Below are 17,233 nucleotides of genomic sequence, written 5' to 3' on the forward strand. Positions count from 1 at the left end.
TGCCGATCCACCAGCCGAGCAGCGCCGCCAGCGCGATCGAGAGCACCGCGGTGGGGACCCACCAATGGCGCGAGCGGTGGACGGCGGCGGGGAATCCGGCGGTGAGGAACCGGGCCGCGTCCTTCCAGGACGCTTTGCGGGTGCCCGTCACCGTCGACCGGGCGCGGGCCACGAGCTGGGTGAGGCGTCCGACGAGGAGCGGGTCGGGGCTGCTCGACCGGATCAGCGAGAGGTGGGTCGCCGTGCGCTGGTAGAGGACGACGAGTTCGTCCGCTTCCGCGCCGGTGAGGCGGCGGCCCCGGCGCAGGAGGTGTTCGAGGCGGTCCCACTCCGTGCGGTGGGCGGTGACGAAGACGTCGAGGTCCATGGGCGTCTTTTGCTCCAGGCAAGGGTGTGTACGGGGCCGTCCTACTGCGGCGCGCTCGCGGTCAGCTTGGCAGACTGGGCCCGGCTGGGGACGAGAAGGTCGGCGAAGGGTGGGGCCCGATGAGTGAGTTGGTGACCGGGGACGCGGTCGTCCTGGGGTTGAGGCCGGCGCGGTTGCCGAGCCGGGCGCTGGCCTCGGCGATCGATCTGGCGGCCACCTTCGCCGTGTTCATCCTGGTATCGGTACTGCTGGCCATCGCTTCCGCCTCTCTGGACGAAGCGGCCGTCGCGGCGATCGTCGCGGCCTCGTTCCTGCTCGTCCTGATCGGCGGACCGGTCGCGGTGGAGACGTTGAGCCACGGCCGTTCCCTGGGAAAGCTGGTGTGCGGGCTCCGGGTGGTACGGGACGACGGCGGGCCGATCCGGTTCCGTCACGCTCTCGTACGCGGGGGCATGGGGCTCGTCGAGATCCTGATGACCTTCGGCGCTCTGGCTTCCATCGCTTCCCTGGTGTCCGCGCGAGGACGCCGGATCGGTGACCTGTTCGCCGGGACGCTGGTCATCCGGGAGCGGGTCGCCGTACCGGGCCGCTCCGTCGCTGTGCCGCCTCCCCCGCCCTGGCTGGTCGGACGGTTCGCGCAGCTGGACCTGTCGGCCGTGCCGGACGAGCTCTGGCTGTCGATACGGCAGTACCTGACGCGGATGCAGCAGCTGGACCCCGGTGTGGGTCGCTCGCTCGCGGACCGGCTGGCCGGGGACCTGGTCGCGCGGACCGGGACCGTCGCCCCGCAGGGCGTTCCCGCAGCGGCGTTCCTGGCCGCCGTGTTGCACGAGCGCCAGGCCCGTGACGCCCGGCGCGTGTTCGGCGGGGTCGGCACCGGCGGAGCCGTACCGTCCTCCTCCGCCTCTCCGGCCGGGCACGCCGTGCCCGGTGGGCCGGGGGCCGTGGGCGGGCCGTTCGGAGGGGCGCCCGTGGCTGCCGTGCTCGGGGCTGGTGCCGGTGCCGGTGCCGACAGTGCCCTTGAGGCGGGTGTCGTCGGCGGGGCCGCCAGCACGGGTGATGTGCGTGAGGAGCGGCGTGGGGGTGCTGGGGCGTCCTCGGGCGGGTTCGCGCCGCCCTGTTAGAGCCTGACGGCAGGTCACGGCGGCGGGGGACGCGCGTCCGTAGCCCTCTCCGTCTCCGTCTCGGCTGGAGGTGGTCGCCCGCTCCGTGTCAGTCGGCGGTGGGGTCGGGAGCTCGCGGCGACGGGGGCGTCTCCAGGTGTTCGAGTTCGATGCCGGGTGCCGCGAGGACCACGTCCCCGGCGATGTGGACGGTGTGCTGCTCCCCCGTGTCCAGGGCGCTGACCTGGTACTCGTCCACGATCAGGGGGCCGTTGTCAGTGGCGTGCGCTTCACTGTTCACCAGCGCCCAGGACTGGTCGACGGTCCTGGGGGCGAGGACCGGTTCCGTGAAGGTGACCACACGGACACGGGTCGTGGGGGAATCGGGGGTGAGGCGAAGGAGCCGGGTGGTGGCGACGAGGAACGCGGGAGACGTGCCGGCGAAGGCGTGGGCGCGGACGTTGCCCTCGGTGGCGTGACCGCCGGTGGGGTCGGTGCGCACCCAGGTGACCCCTTCCAGGGCCGCTCCCCGCACCTGCCAGCTCGCGGCGTGGAGTTCGAGGCGGATGGGGCGGCCGAGGTCGTCCAGGGCGAGGTCGACGGAGCCGAGGTGGTCTCCGGAGGGAGCTGTGGTCTGGGAGACGTAGCGCCAGCCGGAAGGACCGGGAGCGCAGTGGAAGTGTTCTTCACCGAGGGGGGTGTGGTCGTGGACGTCGTGGAGCGAATACCTGCCGCGGGGCATGGGGTCCTTCGGGTTCCTCGGGCTGTGCGGGGGCGGTAACGGGAGCAGGCCCCCGGCACGGGGGTGCGGGGGCCTGCGCTCGGAACTGCTGTCGTGGACTGCGACGCCGCCCGGCGTCCGGGAGGGGCTTGCCCCTGTCGGACGCCCGGCGGGTCAGCGGCTCACGGTCCGGCGGGCCGGAAGGGTGGCCGGGGCCGGAGCGGTCGTGATCGTGGCGGGATCAGTAGCGGTAGTGGTCGGGCTTGTACGGGCCCTCCACCTGGACACCGATGTACGCCGCCTGCTCGGGACGGAGCGTCGTGAGCTTGACGCCCAGCGCGTCGAGGTGGAGTCGGGCGACCTTCTCGTCGAGGTGCTTGGGCAGCACATAGACGTCGGTCGGGTAATCCTCGGGCTTCGTGAAGAGCTCGATCTGCGCGAGGGTCTGGTCCGCGAAGCTGTTGGACATCACGAAGGACGGGTGGCCGGTCGCGTTGCCCAGGTTCAGGAGGCGGCCTTCGGACAGGACGATGAGGACCTTGCCGTCGGGGAACGTCCAGGTGTGGACCTGGGGCTTGACCTCGTCCTTGACGATGCCGTCGATCTTCGCGAGGCCGGCCATGTCGATCTCGTTGTCGAAGTGGCCGATGTTGCCGACGATCGCCTGGTGCTTCATCCGGGCCATGTCCTTGGCCATGATGATGTCCTTGTTGCCCGTCGTGGTGACGAAGATGTCCGCCGTCTCGACGACCTCGTCGAGCGTGGTCACCTGGTAGCCGTCCATCGCCGCCTGCAGCGCGCAGATCGGGTCGATCTCCGTGATGATCACGCGGGCGCCCTGGCCGCGCAGGGACTCGGCGCAGCCCTTGCCGACGTCGCCGTAGCCGAAGACGACGGCGGTCTTGCCACCGATGAGGACGTCGGTGGCGCGGTTGATGCCGTCGATGAGGGAGTGGCGGCAGCCGTACTTGTTGTCGAACTTCGACTTGGTCACCGCGTCGTTCACGTTGATCGCGGGGAACAGGAGGGAGCCGTCACGGTGCATCTCGTACAGGCGGTGGACGCCGGTCGTCGTCTCCTCGGTCACACCGCGGATCTCGGACGCGAGCTGGGTCCACTTCTGCGGGGACTCGGTGAGGGTGCGGTTCAGCAGCGTGAGGATGTGGGCGTACTCCTCGCTGTCCGCGGTCGACGGGTCCGGGGCGGCACCGGCCTTCTCGAACTCGACGCCCTTGTGGACGAGGAGGGTGGCGTCGCCACCGTCGTCGAGGATCATGTTCGGGCCGCCGGTGGGGGTGTTCGGCCAGGTCAGCGCCTGCTCCGTGCACCACCAGTACTCTTCGAGCGTCTCGCCCTTCCAGGCGAAGACCGGGACGCCCGCGGGGGCTTCCGGGGTGCCGTTCGGGCCGACCGCGATGGCGGCGGCGGCGTGGTCCTGGGTGGAGAAGATGTTGCAGGAGGCCCAGCGGACCTCGGCGCCCAGGGCGACCAGGGTCTCGATGAGCACGGCGGTCTGCACGGTCATGTGCAGCGAACCGGTGATCCGGGCGCCGGCCAGCGGCTGGGCGGCGGCGAACTCCTCACGGATCGACATCAGGCCGGGCATCTCGTGCTCGGCGAGCGTGATCTCCTTGCGCCCGAACGGGGCGAGGGAGAGGTCGGCGACCTTGAAGTCCTGGCGGTCGGTGGCCGTCGTCATAACGGGCTGCTCCTCGTGATGGGTCGAGGTGGGCTGTCTGGGCTGACTCTGCGGCGCGGCGGGGCACACGAATGCCCGAGCGTTCGCAGGGCAGTCCGTCGGAGGCCCTCTGTCCCTCGCCCGGTACGCTCCTGCCGACCGGTCGACCGCCATCAGCAGCGACGTCTGTTATCCGTATCCGAATCTACACCGAACGGCCCAGTGAGCCCCAGCCCGTCCGGGGAGAGGGGCGTGTGTGAGGGGTCACCGGGCCGATCGGGGCTGATGTGCGGAGGGTCAGTGGCCGGAATCCTTCGCGGCCGCCCCGTCGTCCGTGCCGGTGGCCTTGTCGGTGCTCACACCGGTGGCCGTGCCGGGGGCCGCGGCGGTGCCCGGATTGCTGCCGTTGGCCGCGGCCTCGGCGTTGTAGATGTCCGGCTCCAGGTAGATGACACGAGCGATCGGGACCGCGGCCCGGATGCGGTTCTCCGCGGCGTTGATGGCGTCCGCGACCTCGGCGGCGGTCTCGTCGTGCCGGACCGCGATCTTGGCGGCGACCAGCAGTTCCTCGGGGCCGAGGTGGAGGGTGCGCATGTGGATGATGCGGGTGACGGTGTCGCCGTCCACCATGGCTGCCTTGATCTTCTCGACGTCCTCGAGGCCGGCGGACTCGCCGAGCAGGAGGGACTTCGTCTCGACGGCCAGGACGATGGCGATGAGGATCAGCAGGATGCCGATGCAGAGGGTGCCGATGCCGTCCCAGACGCCGTTGCCGGTGGCAAGGGCGAGGCCGACACCCCCGAGCGCCAGGATCAGGCCGACCAGGGCGCCGAGGTCCTCCAGGAGGACGACCGGGAGTTCGGGCGCCTTGGAGCGGCGGACGAACTCGGTCCAGGAGCGGTCGCCGCGCGTCAGGTTGGACTCCTTGATCGCCGTCCGGAAGGAGAAGATCTCGGCGATGATCGCGAAGACCAGCACTCCGACCGGCCAGTACCAGGCCTCGATCTCGTGCGGGTGCTTGATCTTCTCGTAGCCCTCGTAGACCGCGAACATGCCACCGACCGAGAAGAGGACGATGGAGACGAGGAACGCGTAGATGTAGCGCTCGCGCCCGTAGCCGAAGGGGTGTTCAGGAGTGGCTTCGCGCTTCGCCCTCTTGCCGCCGAGCAGCAGCAGTCCCTGGTTGCCCGAGTCGGCGAGCGAGTGGACGCTCTCCGCGAGCATCGACGAGGAGCCACTGAAGAGGAACGCTACGAATTTGGCCACGGCGATCGAGAGGTTGGCGGCGAGTGCCGCCACGATCGCCTTGGTTCCGCCTGACGCGCTCATGAGTGCGTGGTGTCCCTTCGTCGGTGCGCGGCACGTGCCGCCGTGGTGAGGCGGGACATTGTTGCAGCCGTGGGGCGGTCTGTCGGTCAGGCCGCCACAGTGGCCCGGAAGAGGGTGCCCGCTCCCGTCGCCTCGACCGGCTCTCCCGCCGGGACGTAGACGGACTCCCCCGGTGCCAGGGCGAGTTCGCCGACGGTGATCGATCCCGCCGTGCAGAGGGCGATCTGCGGTGTGGGGGCGGTCAGTTCGGTGGGGTCCGCGCCGGGGGCGAGGGTGTAGCGGGAGAGGGCGAACTCGTCGGCGGGGGTCTCGTACAACTCCTCGCCGGACGGCGCCGCCTCCGGGCGCAGCACACCGGGCTCGGTGGCCTCGAAGCGGACGACGCGCAGGAGTTCGGGGACGTCGATGTGCTTGGGGGTCAGGCCGCAGCGCAGCACGTTGTCCGAGTTGGCCATGACCTCGACGCCGAGGCCGTCGAGGTAGGCGTGCGGGACGCCCGCGTCCAGGAACAGGGCCTCGCCGGGCTGGAGCTGTACGTAGTTGAGCAGCATGGCGGCCAGTACGCCGGGGTCTCCGGGGAAGTGGTGGGCGATGCGGGCGTACGGGGCGTGGGCGCCGCCGAGGCGTTCGGCCGCGGCCGCCGCTTCCGCCACGGTCCCGGCCATCTCCGCCGGTTCCGTGCCGAGGATCGCCGTGAGCACCTCGCGGAGCGCCGCCTCCTCGGGGTGGGCGCGGAGGAGGTCCACGTACGGCTTGAGGGAGTCGACCCCCAGCGCCTCCATCGCGTCCGCCGCCTCGGCGGGCGGGCGGAAGCCGCACAGTCCGGCGAAGGGGGTGAGCGCGCAGATCAGTTCGGGCTTGTGGTTCGCGTCCTTGTACGTGCGGTGCGGGGCGTCGGCCGGAACGCCTCGGGCCTCCTCGTCCGCGTAGCCGTCGCGGGCCTGTTCCAGGTTCGGGTGGACCTGCACGGAAAGGGGGGCTCCGGCGGCGAGCAGCTTCAGGAGGAAGGGCAGGCGGGGGCCGAACCGGGCGACGGTGGCCACGCCCAGCTCCCCCTCCGGGTCGGCATCGATGACCTCGGTGAGCGGCAGTTCCGTCGTACCGGCGGGGGTGGTGCGGGTGATGCGCGAGGGGGCTCCGGGGTGGGCTCCCATCCACATCTCGGCCTGCGGTTCGCCGGTGGGGGCGATGCCGAGCAGGGCGGGGATGGCCGTGGTGGACCCCCAGGCGTAGGGGCGCACGGTGTTGGACAGCCGGTCCATGGAGTCGTCCTCGGGTGGGGCGGGGCAGTTGGGTGAGACTCCAGGGATACCAGTGCTACGTGAGGTCCTGGCGTCGCGGGAGTGACCGGGGGGTGTGGACCCGGTCAGCAGTCGGAGGGTGCGGCCGGGCCGGGTGCAGGTGCCGGAGGGCGCGGCCGGGCCGGGCTTCAGGGGTTGGGCCCGGTCAGGAGTCGGGGGTCCCCGGTCAGGAGTCGGGGGTCGAGGCCAGGGAGAGGTACACCGCGGCGAAGTCGGTCACCGCGAGCAGCTCGGCCAGGGCTTCCAGTGCGCTGCCCTCCTCCGGCTCCAGCTCGCTGACGGGAGTGTCGTGGCCGAGCGCGAGTTCGCGGGCGGCCGGGCAGGCGCTGAGGCCCCCGGCCGGGCGGTCCCGGAGCAGGACGACGCGGGCGCGCAGAGTCTCTCCCTCCTCGACCCGGTCGCGGAAGAAGTCGTCCGGATCCGCACCGGCCGCGAAGTCGCCGGTCAGCAGCGTGCCGTGCGAGGGCAGCGCTTCGGGCAGCTCGGCGGCCAGGGCGGGCCGGCCGGCGAGCTCGGACAGGACGGCGGCGAAGCGACGGCCGACCGGCCCCGCGGCGTCGCCCTCGGTCCACAGCAGCGGCAGGGTGTCGGCGAGCTCTGCGGCGAGGGTCTTGGCCGGGTTGCTGTACGTGGCGATGGCGGGGCCGCAGCGTTCGGCGGTGCGGTCCAGGCGGTCCGCCACTTTCTGGAGGTCCTCGGGGGCCGCGGTCACCAGGCCGACCCGGTCCAGGAGCGCCAGCAGCGGGGTGAGCAGCGCCCACAGGGTGCCGGGGCCTGCGGCGGAGGTCTCCGCGTCGTACTCGCCGTGCGGGGCGGCCGCCATCGGGACCACCAGGCCGTGCACCCCGTCCACCGTTTCGCGCAGCGGTGAGCGGGTGGGGGCGACGGCGACGACGGTGCAACCCCTGCGGTACGCCTGCTCGGCGAGGAGGGCGAGGCCCGGCTCGGAACCGTCGGCGGTCACGATGAGGAGGAGGTCCACCGATCCGGCCCAGCCGGGCAGGGTCCAGCGGAGGGCGCCGGGGGCGGGGGCGACGCCGGTGGGCCGGATGCGGACGACGGGCGCGGCCGCGCCGGCCAGCGCGCCGATCAGGTCCGCGACGCCGATGGCTGCGGTGCCGGGGCCCGCGACCAGCACGGACCGGGGCCGGCCCTCCGGGTTCAGGCCACCGATACCGGCCTCGGCCGCGTGCCGGGCGGCGGTACGGACCCGCGCGCCGGCTTCGGCCGCGCCGCGCAGCAGATCGCGGCGGTCGGCTCGGGCCAGGGCGTCCGGGGCGTCGAGCAGGGACTCGTCGAGCATGGCGGTGGGCCTCCGATCACCGGGTGGGGTGCGGGATGCGGGCGGGGCCGGCGTTGGACCGGACGGTCACGAAACCGTGGCACGGACGGGGACGGGCGGTGCGACGCCGCACCGTGGGACCCGGTCGGCCGCACCGTGTGTCGCGGTCGGTGGTGGGCCGCCCGCGGTGAGACCGCCCGCCGCGGGCGGCCGTCCGACTTCGCCGGGCGCGGCGCCCGGCCTCCCGTACGTGCCGCTCGTCGCGTGCGGTCAGGCGGGGCGGCGGGCCTCGTCGACGAGGAGAACGGGGATGCCGTCCCGGACCGGGTAGGCGAGGCCGCAGTCCTTGCCCGTGCAGACCAGTTCGGGGCTGTCGGCCGCCGAACGGTCATCGAGCGGGGAGTGGCAGGCCGGGCAGGCCAGGATCTCCAGGAGGCCGGCTTCGAGCGCCATGGGGTGAGTCCCTTCGAGCATGCGGGTTCCGATCCGCGTGGATCAGGCGTCGTCAGCCTACCGCCGGGGTGGAGGGGGCGCGGCCTGGCCGGGGGGTCGAAACAGGGAACCGGGGGCGAAGCGAGGGGAGGGGCGCGCGGCGGGCCGGTTCGGGGGTGGGCCGGGCGTGCGCGGAGGGCGCCGGGCACAGCCCACGGCGCGTGGGCTCGGTGGTCGGGGCTCGGTGGTGGGCCGGGTGTACGCAGAAGGCGGCGCGCACAGCGCGTGGCGGGCAAGGCCCCGTGGGGCACACGTCCACCGAGGGCGCCGGGCGCACCGCACGGGTGGGCAGCCGGTGCGGGACGGGCTTCCCTTCCTGCCGCTCCCGTAACCGGGGCCCCGCTTCGGAACCGGAGCCCACCTCGGACCTCGCCCACGGGGCGGGGCCCGACTGCGGAAGGCGCAGGAGGGGGGCGGGGAATGCCCGGAACCGTGCGGGGCGGGGGCGTGGCGCTGGTGGGGCGGGGACGCGGGCAGGGGGCGAGGCACTGGTGGAGTGGCCCCGGAGCGTGTCGCCCCCTGTTCGCTTCAGCTGGTGCGGATCAGGGTCAGGACCTCGTCGCGTACCGCCGCCATCGTCCGCTCGTCCTTCGCCTCCACATTCAGCCGCAGCAGCGGCTCGGTGTTCGAGGCGCGGAGGTTGAACCACCAGTCGGCGGCCGTGACCGTGAGGCCGTCCAGGTCATCGAAGGTGACGCCCTCACGGGCCCCGTAGACCGCCCTGACCGTGGCCAGGCTGGCGGTCTGATCGGTGACGGTGGAGTTGATCTCGCCGGAACCGGCGTACCGGTCGTACTCCGCGACCAGCTCGGAGAGCGGCTTCTGCTGGCCGCCGAGTGCGGCCAGTACGTGGAGGGCGGCGAGCATGCCCGTGTCGGCGTTCCAGAAGTCGCGGAAGTAGTAGTGCGCGGAGTGCTCGCCGCCGAAGATCGCGCCGTGCTTCGCCATCTCCGTCTTGATGAAGGAGTGGCCGACCCGCGTGCGGACCGGGGTGCCGCCGTTCTCGCGGACCACCTCGGGGACGGACGAGGAGGTGATGAGGTTGTGGATGACGACGCCCTCGCCTCCGTTGCGGGCCAGCTCGCGGGCGGCGACCAGGGCCGTGATCGCGGACGGGGAGACGCCCGCGCCCCGCTCGTCGACCACGAAGCAGCGGTCCGCGTCGCCGTCGAAGGCGAGGCCCAGGTCGGCGCCCTCGGCGAGGACGCGGGCCTGGAGGTCGACGATGTTCTTGGGGTCGAGGGGGTTGGCCTCGTGGTGGGGGAAGGTGCCGTCCAGCTCGAAGTACATCGGGACGAGGTCGAGCGGGAGGTCCCCGAAGACCGTGGGGACCGTGTGGCCGCCCATGCCGTTGCCCGCGTCGACCACCACCTTGAGGGGCCGCACGGCGCTGAGATCGACGAGGCCGAGGAGGTGGGCCGCGTAGTCGGTGAGGGTGTCCCGCTCGGTGATCGTGCCGGGAGTGGCGGCGGCCGGGGGCTGCGGGGTGCCTTCCGACCACTGCTCGACCAGGGTGCGGATCTCGGCGAGGCCGGTGTCCTGGCCGACCGGGGCGGCCCCGGCCCGGCACATCTTGATGCCGTTGTACTGGGCCGGGTTGTGCGAGGCCGTGAACATCGCGCCGGGGAGGCCGAGGGCCCCCGAGGCGTAGTACAGCTGGTCCGTCGAGCAGAGGCCGATCAGCGTGACGTCGGCGCCCCGCGCCGCCGCGCCGCGGGCGAACGCACCGGCGAGCGCCGGCGAGGTGGGCCGCATGTCGTGGCCGATGACGATCGCGTCGGCGGCGGTGACCTGGACGAACGCGGCTCCGAACAGCTCGGCCAGCGACTCGTCCCACTGGTCGGGCACCACACCGCGCACGTCGTACGCCTTCACGAGCTGCGACAGATCAGCAACCACGGCCGGTCCTCCTGGGGGGTCTCTGCGGACCGCCCAAACTACCCGGCCGGGTCGCGCCGCCGGGGACGGCCTCCGGAGACGCGGTGAGGAGGCGGCTGCGGAGACGCGGTCAGGAGGCGGGCTCTTCGTCTGCGGCGAGATGGCCGCAGGCAACCCGGACCTGTCGAGGATGCGTGGCCGAGGAGAGGGGGCCGGATGGCGCGTTCACGGAGGGTGTGACCGGGGAACGGGCTCAGGAGTCCGGGGAACGCAGCACCCTGAGGTGGCCCCTGCGGGCGACTTCCACCGGGTCCGCCGCGCGCGGCCCCCGGCCGCCGCCGTCCGGGCGCCGCTCGTGCGGGCGTGCCGCCTCGCGCACCGCGTTGGCCAGTGCTTCGAGGTCGTCGCCGCTCGGGTGCGCGGGTGCGGAGCCGTCGGAAAGCCGCACCACTTCCCAGCCGCGCGGCGCGGTGAGGCGCTCGCTGTGTTCGGCGCACAGGTCGTAGCAGTGGGGCTCGGCATAGGTGGCGAGCGGGCCGAGGACCGCGGTCGAATCGGCATAGACGTACGTCAGTGTCGCGACGGCGGGGCGGCCGCACGCGGTGCGCGAACAGCGACGTACAGGGCTCACGATGTTGGACGGTACCGCACTCGTGAGCGGGCTGCGACGACTCCCCCTCGGCTCACTCCACCGTGTCGCCCTGTGACCTGCGGCACGTCGGCCTCTCCGGGTGCTGCCCTGACCTGCGCGGGCGCTTCTCCCGGCCACCGCACCACGATCGCGCCGGGCGCGGGCGGGGGCCGACGGCCACGTCGAACGGGGAGGCGACGATCGGATGAGGGGCCTGAAAAGGGCGCAACCTTGGCCGAAATGTTCAACTGCGGACATCCGGAAACGGAGCATCCGCCACCACTGCGGAGCACCCCGGCCCCCGCCGATCACCCTCGGCCGTACCGGGCCGCGCCATGCCGTACCGGGCAGGGCCGCGCCGTACCGGGCTGGGCCGGGTCGTCCGCGCCAGGTGGACCGCGTCGACTTCCCGATCCTCCCGGTCTCCGGAGCGTTACGCTGCGTCGGTGATGGACAGCCCCGTACCTCCCCCCGCGTTCGAGCCGCGGCCCCGGCGTCGTGACCGTCATGGTCGCGGTATGCGCGGGCCGCTCGCACCGCCGCAGGTGCCACTCTCGGCCAGCCGGGGCGAGATCTTCCGTGATCTGGTCCAGGATTCGGTGGAGCGGCTGGAGCGGCGCTGGCCCCAGCTGGCCGAGGTCGACTTCGTCGTCCTCGATGTGCCCGACGCCGCGGAGGATGTCGTTCCGCTCGGCAGTGCGGTGTCGGCGGGCAAGGGTCGGCCCGCGCAGATCGTCGTCTATCGGCGGCCCGTCGAACTCCGCACCAAGAGCCGCGAGGAGCGCGCCCTGCTGGTGCACGAGGTCGTGGTCGAGCAGGTCGCCGAGCTGCTGGGGCTGGCGCCCGAGTCGGTCGACCCCCGGTACGGGCAGGACTGACCTTCCGGCCCCGTTCCGGACACAGCCGCAGCCGGCCCGCCGAGCCCGAAGGCCCTTCGGACCGAGCCGGACGGGACCAAGCGGGACGGCACCGAACCGGACCCGTCCGGCACAGCCCCCGGCCCCTCGCGCCCGAAGGCCCTGGCCGGGGACCGCCCGCTTCCGCCTCAGTCGTCCAGGACCGACAGGTCCTGGCGGGCCACCGGGACCTCGACCGTGCCCCGGTCGTCGGGGAGCGTCTGCACGGTGAACATCTGCACGCCGCCCACCGTGCGCGCCAGCATGCGCGACGCGTGGACCGGGCCGCCCGAGGTCGTCTCGACGGTCAGCGCGTAGGCGCCCTTGAGACCGTCCGGGGCCTTCGGGGTGACGGCGAGGGTCGTACCGGCCTTGACCGTGTACGTCTCCACCACCGGTTCGCCGCCCTCGCTGCCCGCCGACGCGGTGACCTTCACCTTGGCCGTGGCGCCCGGCGCGGTCAGGGACAGCGTCGCGTCCTTCGCCCCGTTGTCCGGGACGCTCGCCCGCGCACCGACCGGGCCGGTGGCCGGGATGTAGGCGACCTCCTGCTTCTCGCCCTTGCCCCGGACCACGCGCAGCGCGGCCACGATCGGCGTCGCCCGCTCCTTCCGGACGGGGGTCAGGAGGAGGGAGCCCGGTTCGCCGCGGGTGACGTCCTTGAGGTCGACGGCCGCCGTCATCGAGGACTTGATGTGCAGGGTGGCGTTCCCGGCCGGGGAGAACGTCGCGTTCTTGCCCACGAGCCGGACCCTCACATCGGCGTCGTCCTCGCCGGGCGCGTACGCCACCAGCTGGACGGAGGTGGCGTCCGCCGGGATGCCGGGCAGCACGAGCGAGCCGGAGGGGTCCTCGGACGCGGTGATCCAGTCGCTGCCCGCACCGTCCTCGGCGCTCATGACGACCGCTCCGATCCGCCCCGAGCGGGTGGTGACGTGCGCGGTCAGCAGATCGACCGCCTCGGAGGTGAGCGTGGACAGCAGGACGGCGACGCTGGAGCGGGCCGGCACGGTGATGCCGTCCCCGACCTCGGACGTGAGCGCGCCCTCGGGGCCGTACAGCTCGATGTCGGCGACGGCGGCGGAGTCGTCGGGGTTGGTGAGGTGGATGTAGTCCTGGCGTGACGTCGCGGTGCTCGCGCCCGGGAACCAGAAGTCGGTGTCGGGGGCGGTGCAGGTGACCCCGAGGAGACCGCGGGCGCCTCCGGCTCCGACCTCCGTGGTCTGCTGCGCCGTCCAGCCGGGGGCCAGCTTGCCGGTGGCCGTGCCGGCGAGGGCCGGGGCGCTCGCGCCGTCCGCCTCGGCGGTGACCGGCTTTCCGGGCTCCTTGACGGCGAGGACCGGCTTCTCGGCCTTCTCCTTCGCCTTCTTCGCCGCCTCCTCGGCCTTCTTGGCCTTCTTGGGGTCGGTCTCGTCCTCGTCGTCCACGACGGGCAGCGCGGGCTTCAGCTCGGCGGCACCCTCGGCCTCGCCGCCCTCGCCGGCCGGGGTGAACGCCGTGTACCGCGTCTCCGCGAGATCGGAGCCGCTGGGTGCCGGGCAGACCAGGCTGGAGCGCTCGACGGGGAGCAGCGCGGCGGACTTCGCCCCGGTCTCCGCCGGAGCGCCGGGCGCGGTGACCGTGGCGAACCCGGTGACGGCGGCCAGGACGGCCGCGCCCGCGATCAGGGACAGGTGGGTGGACTTCACTCGGACTCGCCTCGCGATGCGTTACCGGTCTGCCACGGGGTCTGTCCCGCGGCCGGAGGGTCGGTCTGGTCGCCGTTCTCGGCGGGGTGCCGGGCGGGGTCGGCGTACGGGGGCTGCTGCGGGGGCTGCTGGTACTGCCCCGCCGGTGTACCGGCCGTACTCGTCGTAGGCGGACCGGTCGTCGTACCCGGCGCCCTGGCCGTCGTACCCGGCGCCCCGGTCGTGGTACATGCCGCTCCGGTCGGCGTACTGCTGCTGGTACGGGTCCTGGGCACCGTAGCCGCCCTGGTAGCCGCCGTTCTGCTGGGCGTACGGGTCCTGCTGCGGGTACGCCGCGTAGGGGTCGGCGCCCGGCTGCTGCTGCCCGTCCCACTGCGCGTACGCGTCGTACTGCTGCTGCGGGACCGCCGCGTGGTCGCCGGTGGCTTCCTGCGGGTCACGCGGGGCCTGCGGGTCCGGTTCGTGCGCCGGCGGGTTCGGGGCGTACGGGTCGGCGGACTGCTGCGCCGGGATGTACTCCCCCGCGTCCGGGGTGTGCGCCGGTTCCCCGTCCCCGGTCTCCTCGGCCGCCGCCTCGGCCAGGGCGGCCGCGCGCAGCCTGCGGGCGCGGCGGCCCTCGCCGTCCACCGGCTCGGCGGCGACGGCGGGAGCCTCGTCCGGCAGGTCGTCGTCGATCTCCCGGCGGCGGCCCGGCAGGGCCATGACCACGAGGACCACGAGGAGCCCGGCCTGGGCCCAGATCCACGCGGTGTGGGTGACCGGGGCGTCGTAGGTGAGGTCCAGGCGGCCGCCGTTCGCGGGCAGCTCGAAGCCCTGGGCCCAGCCGTCGACGGTCTTGCGGGTCAGCGGCTTGCCGTCCAGGGTGGCCGTCCAGCCGGCGTCGGCGGCGTCCGCGATCCGCAGGACGCGGCCCGCCTCGCCGGACGGGATGTCGGCGTGGGCCTCGACGGCCGCCGAGCCGACCGGGAGGTGCTCGCCCTCGCCGGAGGGCGGGGTGATCATGACGCGGGCGACCTGCCGGTCCACCCGCCACAGGGCGCTGCCGTCGAGCTGGCTGAGGCGGCTGAGGCCGGGAGTGGCGTCGAGGACCCGGCTCATCCTGCGCGGCGCTCCGTCCCGCACGAGGACGTAACGGATGGCGAAGCCGCTGAGCTGGTCCCCCTGGTCGGCGCCGGAACCGGCGACCAGGTTGGCGACGACCTTGTCGAGATGGCTGTTGCTGCCGCCCGCCTCGGTCAGCTCGCCGTCGCCGAGGCGCGCGCCCGAGCCGCGGACCAGGCTGTACGCGACGGTGTCCGGCGAGGTGCCGCCCAGGACGAGAGTGCGGGGCTGGTCGCGGGTGGTGCTCTCCTCGGCGACGAAGGCGGGCACCTGGACGGGGTCGCGTCGTTCCAGCGGGCCGTCGGCGCCGCCGATCATCCAGCCGCACGCGGCGAGCACCGGGGCCAGGCCCGCGGCCAGCGCGATCAGCGCTGCCACGGGCTGGCGCCAGCCGAAGCTCTGCTCGGCGACCCGGATACGGGCCCCGTCCGCGCCGACCAGGGCGGCGGCGATCAGGGCGGCGCCGTGGACGAGCGTGGCCGGGCCGGCCCAGGTCGAGCCGTTGGCGAGGGCGGCGAAGAGGAAGCCGGCGATCGCGACGGCCCAGGCGGTGCGGACGGCGAACCGCCGGTCCTCCCGGAGCAGGGCGGCGAGCGCCGCGAGCACGATGCCCAGGAGCAGGATGCCGCCCGCCGCGCCGGGACCGCCGGGGCTGATGCCGAGCAGATCGAGACCGGAGGCGTCTCCCGCACCGAGGTCCGGTCCCGCTTCGGCCAGCAGCGCCGACGGGTTCGTGAGAAGGGTCAGCGACCACGGGGCGAGGACCAGGAGCGGGGTGCCGACGGCGGCGACGAAGCGGAGCCCGTACGCCGTGATGTCGTCGCGCCGCAGTACCAGCACGCCGAGGCCGAGGACCACGGCGAGCGGCCAGACGATCGGGGTGAACGCCATGGTGACGGTCAGCAGCAGCGTGTACGCCCAGGTGGCACGCCAGCTGCCGCGCTCCCCCGCCGCGCTGTCGGCGCGCAGCCCGTGGGCGGCGACGCCCGCGCGGGCCATCAGGGGGAGCAGGACGAGCAGGACGGCGGTGCCCAGCCGTCCGGTGGCCAGGGCCCCGGTCGCGGCGGGCAGGAAGGCGTACGCGACGCTCGCCCAGGCCCGCAGCAGGCGGGAGGGCAGCAGCGGCCGGGAGGCGAAGTAGGCGGTGGCCCCGGCCAGCGGGATCGAGCAGATGAGCAGCACGCCGACGGCGAACCCGGTCGAGCCGAGGAAGAGGGCCGCCAGGGCGGCGAGCAGGGCGAGGTAGGGCGGGGCGGTCTGGGTGCCGCCGGTGCCGACGGTGTGCCAGGCGTCCGCGTACCGGTCCCACAGCGCGCCGGCCTCGGCGGGGACGGGCAGCAGCGCGCCGCCGGCCAGGGCTCCGCCGCTCAGCAGATTGCGGCAGGCGATGAGCGAGACGACGAGGAGCAGCGCGAAGAGGACGGGGCCGGGCTTGCGGCCGATGCGCTTGAGGCGGGCGAACTGGTCGACTTCGAGGAAGTCGGCGTCGTCGCCGCCGGGCCCCGACTCGACGGCCCCGTGGCGTGAACCGCCCGAGTCGGCGTCGCTGCCGCCGCCGAAATTGCCCGCCACCTGCTCGACGGTGGCGCGGATGGTCGCGCCGGGCGGCGGGAAGAGGGCGCGCAGTTCGGCGGCGTCGACGACGCTCCTGCCGCGGTCGCGGCGGGCGGCGAGGATGCGGCCGGGCCTCAGCAGGGTGCCGAGCAGGCCGGTGACCTCGTCGAGGGCCTGGCCGGGCACCTTGCCGACGAGGTAGGCGAGGGTACGCAGCAGGGTGCCGACGACGAGCCGGAGCAGGACCCAGGGCAGGGCCTTGGCGCGGGCGTTGACGAGCATCGTGAAGACCGCGCCCGCCTTGTCGACGCGGTGCGGGCCGGCGACCGAGCGGCCGGCGCAGTCGATGGGGCGCCGTTCACGGGCGGATGCCTCGGCGTGCCGCAGGACGGCGTCCGGGGCGACGAGGACCCGGTGGCCGGCGAGGTGGGCGCGCCAGCACAGATCGACGTCGTCGCGCATCAGGGGGAGCCTGCGGTCGAAGCCGCCGAGCTCCTCGTAGACGTCGCGGCGGATGAGCATCCCGGCGGAGGAGACGGACAGGACGGTACGGACCTGGTCGTGCTGGCCCTGGTCCTGCTCGCGGCGGTCCAGGCCGGTCCAGCGGCGTCCGCTGTTGGCGATGGAGACGCCGACCTCGAGGAGCTGCTTGCGGTCGTACCAGCCGCGCAGTTTGGGTCCGATGATCGCGGCGTGCCGGTCGGTGTCGGCCACGCGCAGCATCGCGGCGAGCGCGTCCGGCTCGGGGGCGCAGTCGTCGTGCAGCAGCCAGAGCCACTGGACCGGTTCGCCGTGGGGCAGTTCGGGAAGGTCGTAGTTCTCGTCGACCCAGGTCCGGGCGACCGGGTCCCAGCCGCTGGGGCGCTTGAGGTAGGGCAGGTCGTCCGGGGTCGGGGCGCCGGCCGTGCGGGCCGCCTCGTCGACGGCCGTGCCGAAGCTCGTACGGCGGGCGAGGTGCAGGACGCGTTCGTCGCCGAGCGCCTCCGTGACCAGCCGGGCCGAGTCGTCCGCGCTGCCGGTGTCGGCGGCGATGACGTTCTGTACGGGGCGTTCCTGCCCGAGCAGCCCGGCCAGCACGTCGGGCAGCCAGCGGGCGCCGTCGTGGGAGACGAGCACGGCGGTGACGACGTGCCGGGGGAACTCTGGGGCGGCGGCGGCCGCGTTCGGCGCCGCCGAGTGGCTGTGCACGGACATCGGGGTACGGGCCCTCCG

12 protein-coding genes and 1 pseudogene (1 of these 13 cut by a window edge) are annotated in these 17,233 nt (G+C 73.7%); 2 read left to right on the top strand and 11 right to left on the bottom strand.

All coding sequences use genetic code 11. The annotated features are described in order from the left end of the window. On the bottom strand, window positions 1–367 hold the 5' portion of the coding sequence (locus QFZ71_RS10690) for a stage II sporulation protein M (protein ID WP_307668016.1). 641 nt of this gene lie to the left of the window's left edge; only the first 367 of its 1,008 coding nucleotides appear in the window; the start codon lies at window positions 365–367; the stop codon falls past the left edge of the window. A 119-nt stretch (window positions 368–486) separates the two neighbouring features. Here QFZ71_RS10690 and QFZ71_RS10695 point away from each other — a divergent pair, with 119 nt between their 5' ends. Further along, the gene (locus tag QFZ71_RS10695; RefSeq protein ID WP_307668017.1) at window positions 487–1,491 is read left to right on the top strand and encodes an RDD family protein; all 1,005 of its coding nucleotides are present in this window, start codon (window positions 487–489) and stop codon (window positions 1,489–1,491) included. 88 nt (window positions 1,492–1,579) lie between these two features. Here QFZ71_RS10695 and QFZ71_RS10700 read toward each other — a convergent pair whose 3' ends face one another. The 8 genes from QFZ71_RS10700 to QFZ71_RS10735 form a co-directional block, all read right to left on the bottom strand. Next, the gene (locus QFZ71_RS10700) at window positions 1,580–2,212 is read right to left on the bottom strand and encodes a hypothetical protein (protein ID WP_307668018.1); all 633 of its coding nucleotides are present in this window, start codon (window positions 2,210–2,212) and stop codon (window positions 1,580–1,582) included. A 220-nt stretch (window positions 2,213–2,432) separates the two neighbouring features. Next, window positions 2,433–3,890 carry an adenosylhomocysteinase gene (gene ahcY, locus QFZ71_RS10705; RefSeq protein ID WP_307668019.1) on the bottom strand — a complete coding sequence of 486 codons (1,458 nt, stop codon included), beginning with the start codon at window positions 3,888–3,890 and terminating at the stop codon, window positions 2,433–2,435. 276 nt (window positions 3,891–4,166) lie between these two features. After that, on the bottom strand, window positions 4,167–5,198 hold the full coding sequence (locus QFZ71_RS10710) for a cation diffusion facilitator family transporter (RefSeq protein WP_307668020.1): 1,032 nt from the start codon (window positions 5,196–5,198) through the stop codon (window positions 4,167–4,169). 86 nt (window positions 5,199–5,284) lie between these two features. Beyond that, entirely contained in the window at window positions 5,285–6,460 is a 1,176-nt protein-coding gene (gene manA, locus QFZ71_RS10715; protein WP_307668021.1) for a mannose-6-phosphate isomerase, class I, read from the bottom strand. 205 nt (window positions 6,461–6,665) lie between these two features. Beyond that, entirely contained in the window at window positions 6,666–7,802 is a 1,137-nt protein-coding gene (locus QFZ71_RS10720; protein WP_307668022.1) for an SIS domain-containing protein, read from the bottom strand. Between the two features lie 249 nt (window positions 7,803–8,051). Continuing rightward, window positions 8,052–8,234 (bottom strand): Trm112 family protein, encoded by a 183-nt coding sequence (locus QFZ71_RS10725; protein ID WP_307668023.1) that lies wholly within the window; start codon window positions 8,232–8,234, stop codon window positions 8,052–8,054. 567 nt (window positions 8,235–8,801) lie between these two features. After that, window positions 8,802–10,172 carry a phosphomannomutase/phosphoglucomutase gene (locus QFZ71_RS10730; RefSeq protein ID WP_307668024.1) on the bottom strand — a complete coding sequence of 457 codons (1,371 nt, stop codon included), beginning with the start codon at window positions 10,170–10,172 and terminating at the stop codon, window positions 8,802–8,804. 232 nt (window positions 10,173–10,404) lie between these two features. Then, on the bottom strand, window positions 10,405–10,782 hold the full coding sequence (locus tag QFZ71_RS10735; RefSeq protein ID WP_307668025.1) for a DUF3499 domain-containing protein: 378 nt from the start codon (window positions 10,780–10,782) through the stop codon (window positions 10,405–10,407). Between the two features lie 449 nt (window positions 10,783–11,231). On the opposite strand from QFZ71_RS10735, the gene QFZ71_RS10740 reads away from it, so the two are divergent. Beyond that, complete coding sequence (locus tag QFZ71_RS10740; RefSeq protein ID WP_307668026.1) at window positions 11,232–11,660, top strand: metallopeptidase family protein; 429 nt, start codon at window positions 11,232–11,234, stop codon at window positions 11,658–11,660. A 167-nt stretch (window positions 11,661–11,827) separates the two neighbouring features. Here the strand turns inward: QFZ71_RS10740 and QFZ71_RS10745 are convergent, their stop codons facing one another. Then, the gene (locus tag QFZ71_RS10745; RefSeq protein WP_307668027.1) at window positions 11,828–13,366 is read right to left on the bottom strand and encodes a DUF5719 family protein; all 1,539 of its coding nucleotides are present in this window, start codon (window positions 13,364–13,366) and stop codon (window positions 11,828–11,830) included. Beyond that, window positions 13,363–17,215: pseudogene (locus QFZ71_RS10750) on the bottom strand (glycosyltransferase family 2 protein). Before QFZ71_RS10750 ends, QFZ71_RS10745 begins: the two are co-directional and overlap by 4 nt. Between the last annotated feature and the right edge of the window lie 18 nt (window positions 17,216–17,233).

Origin of the sequence: Streptomyces sp. V2I9 (genome assembly GCF_030817475.1) — a bacterium.
Taxonomy (GTDB): Bacteria; Actinomycetota; Actinomycetes; order Streptomycetales; family Streptomycetaceae; genus Streptomyces.

Bases quoted from the DNA above. Each gene is read 5' to 3' on its own strand.
- QFZ71_RS10695 (WP_307668017.1), top strand. From the start codon at position 487: ATGAGTGAGTTGGTGACCGGGGACGCGGTCGTCCTGGGGTTGAGGCCG.
- QFZ71_RS10700 (WP_307668018.1), bottom strand. From the start codon at position 2,212: ATGCCCCGCGGCAGGTATTCGCTCCACGACGTCCACGACCACACCCCC.
- ahcY (WP_307668019.1), bottom strand. From the start codon at position 3,890: ATGACGACGGCCACCGACCGCCAGGACTTCAAGGTCGCCGACCTCTCC.
- QFZ71_RS10710 (WP_307668020.1), bottom strand. From the start codon at position 5,198: ATGAGCGCGTCAGGCGGAACCAAGGCGATCGTGGCGGCACTCGCCGCC.
- manA (WP_307668021.1), bottom strand. From the start codon at position 6,460: ATGGACCGGCTGTCCAACACCGTGCGCCCCTACGCCTGGGGGTCCACC.
- QFZ71_RS10720 (WP_307668022.1), bottom strand. From the start codon at position 7,802: ATGCTCGACGAGTCCCTGCTCGACGCCCCGGACGCCCTGGCCCGAGCC.
- QFZ71_RS10725 (WP_307668023.1), bottom strand. From the start codon at position 8,234: ATGGCGCTCGAAGCCGGCCTCCTGGAGATCCTGGCCTGCCCGGCCTGC.
- QFZ71_RS10740 (WP_307668026.1), top strand. From the start codon at position 11,232: ATGGACAGCCCCGTACCTCCCCCCGCGTTCGAGCCGCGGCCCCGGCGT.